The sequence below is a fragment of the Almyronema sp. genome (assembly GCF_052168255.1).
Taxonomy (GTDB): Bacteria; Cyanobacteriota; Cyanobacteriia; order Phormidesmidales; family Phormidesmidaceae; genus Sphaerothrix; species Sphaerothrix epifaneia.
Genome location: NZ_JBQLZL010000089.1, coordinates 1 through 3,041, shown reverse-complemented (window position 1 = coordinate 3,041; position 3,041 = coordinate 1). Strand labels below are relative to the sequence as shown.

3 protein-coding genes are annotated in these 3,041 nt (G+C 51.7%); 1 reads left to right on the top strand and 2 read right to left on the bottom strand.

The genetic code is table 11. The features are described 5' to 3' along the window. Positions 1-94: 94 nt before the first annotated feature. Positions 95-1,261, top strand: a complete 1,167-nt coding sequence (locus ACTS3T_RS19240) for an ATP-dependent 6-phosphofructokinase (protein WP_462935391.1) — start codon at positions 95-97, stop codon at positions 1,259-1,261. 105 nt (positions 1,262-1,366) lie between these two features. On the opposite strand, the gene infC is transcribed toward ACTS3T_RS19240, so the two are convergent. Together infC and ACTS3T_RS19230 are read right to left on the bottom strand one after the other, a co-directional pair. Then, positions 1,367-1,837, bottom strand: coding sequence for a translation initiation factor IF-3 (gene infC / locus ACTS3T_RS19235; protein WP_462935397.1), 471 nt, complete (start codon positions 1,835-1,837; stop codon positions 1,367-1,369). A 110-nt stretch (positions 1,838-1,947) separates the two neighbouring features. Continuing rightward, the coding region (locus tag ACTS3T_RS19230; RefSeq protein WP_462935390.1) for a glycoside hydrolase family 38 C-terminal domain-containing protein at positions 1,948-3,041 on the bottom strand (1,094 nt) is incomplete at its 5' end.

The window sequence follows — 3,041 nt, the reverse complement described above, 5'->3', positions numbered from 1 at the left end:
TTTAGCTCAAAAGTCTCCCGCTATTCCTCAAAGTGTTTAGATAACCTGTGCTTGAGCACTCAAGCTCCCATAGTTCAGCTAAGGGGAAGCTGATATGAATACATCTAAACGCATTGGAATTTTAACCAGTGGTGGCGATTGTCCTGGCTTAAATGCAATTATCCGCGCTGTGATTAAATGTGCCACTCGTAAAGGCTGGGAAGTTTACGGCATTCCCTATGGGACAAAAGGCTTCATTGATTTAGAAACGGGACGCTGCTGCACAGCAGATTTGCAACTGAAAGAGCATGGCTACGATCTACCGGGTTTACTGCACGGTCTTGATATTTTGCAGTTTTTGAGTGGCAGTATTTTAGGAGCCTTAAACAAAGGAAATCCTAGCGATCCTGAGATTGCCGCAGAAATTCTCAGAGGCTATGCGCATTTGGCGCTAGATAGCTTAGTGGTGGCAGGAGGAGATGGCAGCTTAGATATTATTGATGGACTGGCGCAGCAGGGTGGCTGGAATTGGATTGCTATCCCTAAAACGATTGATAATGATGTGCCCTTTACAGAGCGATCGCTGGGCTTTGAAACCGCTGTCGATACAGCCACCCATATTCTTTACGACCTCACGTTTACAGCCGCTAGCCACGATCGCCTGATGGTTGTGCAAATGATGGGGCGAGATGCCGGACACTTGACCTTACAAGCAGGCATTGCCGGAGGGGCTGACGTGATTTTGATTCCTGAGCTGGTTCCCTGTTTGAGTGAAAAGGTCGTGCAGGGGATTTGTCGTCAGCTAGCTGGTTGGAGGCAAGCAGGTCGCCAGTTTGGACTGGTGGTCATTGCAGAGGGCGTTAAAACAATGGCGGGGCAAAAAGACCAGCACATTGCTGAAACCCTGGCTCAGCTCATTCAACAGCAAAGTTCGCGGCTTTGCCAGCTAGACCCGGTTCAGTTTTGCCTTTTGCAGTCAGTAGATACTCGCTCAGTTGTGTTAGGGCACATTCAGCGCAGCGGCAAACCTACAGCCAGCGATCGCCTTTTGGCAACCGCTTTTGGCAAAAAAGCCATAGACCTGATTGAGCAAAGAAACTATAACCAACTGGTGGTGTGGCGCAATGGAGAAGTGCAGAGCGAACCGTTAGCGATCGCCATTCCCCTGATTCGGCAACGGCATCAGCAAGGTCTTTGTCCCAATCCGGTTAGAGCCGATAGCTTTATGGTGAAGACTGCTGAGGCTTTAGGAATTTACCTGGGGACTGACGCCTGTAGCTAAAGGCAGAGGGCAAAAGAAAAGCTTGCGTCCAACAGCAATCGGGCTGCTCTAACCAGAGCAGCCCGATATCCTCAAATAAAGGAATGTACGCGCTTTTGAACGAGGCTAGGCGGGAGCTACCTGAACAACCAAAGCCCGCTTATCAAACGACTGCACTTTGCCAGCGTTGTTGAGATCATCAACCACTCGGTTGAGTAGTTCAATCGCGCGATCGCGATGTTGGTGTTCTCGTCCTCGCAGGCGTACCTGAAACTTCACCATGTCGCCTTTGCTTAACCATTCCAAGGCGCGATCGATGCGGATACCATAGTCCGAATCACCCACATTAGGGCGCAGCTTTACCTCTTTGAGTGAGGGCTTAGAGGTGTTCTGCCGCTGCCGCTTTTTCTGCTGGTATTGATGCTTGCCATAGTCCATAATCTTGGCAACCGGGCCATCCTTGGTTTCAGAAACGACAACCAAGTCTAAACTGGCTTCTTTAGCCAGCTTGAGCGCATCGCGAGTATCGGTTAGCCCTAAATTGTTGCTTTCAGCATCGATCAAAAGCACTTGGGGCGCTTTGATTTGACGGTTGATGGGTTGTTTCTTAGCGATAATGAGTTCCTCCGGGAAGTCAACAGATTAGCAAACGCTATAGTTATAGCGTAGCGCACCGGAAGCCAGAGGGCACCTGGCTTTAGTTAGATTCACAAATCCCTAGAAGCGTTGTCAGCAAACCTGCGGCTGAGTCGGTAACTGCAAACCTGCCACGGTTTGACTGAGGTTGGGTCAGTCTCTAGCGAGCGATCGCCCGTAGCCATTTTTTGCTCTAGTAAATCGACGGGCTGCAAACCTTCAAGCGGCAAAGTCGTTTCTATCTCTAAGTTTCCGAACTCTCCCCAGGTTTCGTACAGGCGCAGAATAAATTCGCCGGGGTAAGCTTCAGACTGCTTAAAAGCTGACAGAATCAGATTAGGATTTTTTATCTTTAAAAAAGACTGGCTAGTCGGTAGCTTGCCGCGATCGCTTAAATCGGGCTTGACCAAGCAGTGTAACGGTAGATTCAGTTCTCTGGCTAGGCGAGATGCTGACTGCCAACCGCCAGCATGGGGATACAGCGCATAAGTAAATTTATGCTGGCCGCGATCGCTGGTGGGATCTGGCCACAGCGGCGCTTTGAGCAAGGTCAGCCGTAGCTGATTGGGTGTGGCGTCAAAGCCGTGTTTACAGTCTGTCAGCAGGCTCAGCCCCCCGGCAGCATCGCTTAAATCGGCCCAGCGCAGCGCCGGAACCTCCCACTTAGCTTTATCGGCGGGCGTTTGCGGACGAGTGGGACGGGCGATCGCCCCAAAAGGCATTTCATAGGTAGCGACTTCGGCCTCCACAGTCAAGGGAAAGGCCACTTTCAGCACGACTTGGGTTTCTTGCCAGTCAGCTAGGGTTTCAATTTTAAGCAGGGGCGACTGCTGATCTAGCACATAGTCTTGCACAAACGTAGATTGCCCTAGCTGGCGCGTCACCCGTAGCCGCTGCCGGAGGGGACCTTGCTCAATCCAGGCAATGGCGGTGAGTTGAGGCGGCGGCAAAGGATGGTCGAGATAATCGGGGGCGATATTCCAGGCATCCCAATATTGCCCTTGGTCGTGGAAGGCTTGCAGTTGGTTGGCGGCAGCGCTCAGGAGTTCGCGGTTCTCCACGCAATCGTAGAGGCGGGTGAGATCGCCTGTTTCGGGGTTGATTGTGGCTTGGAGGTAAGCGTTTTGGAGGGTGAAGGAGGTGGGGGATGGGGGGGATGGGGTGG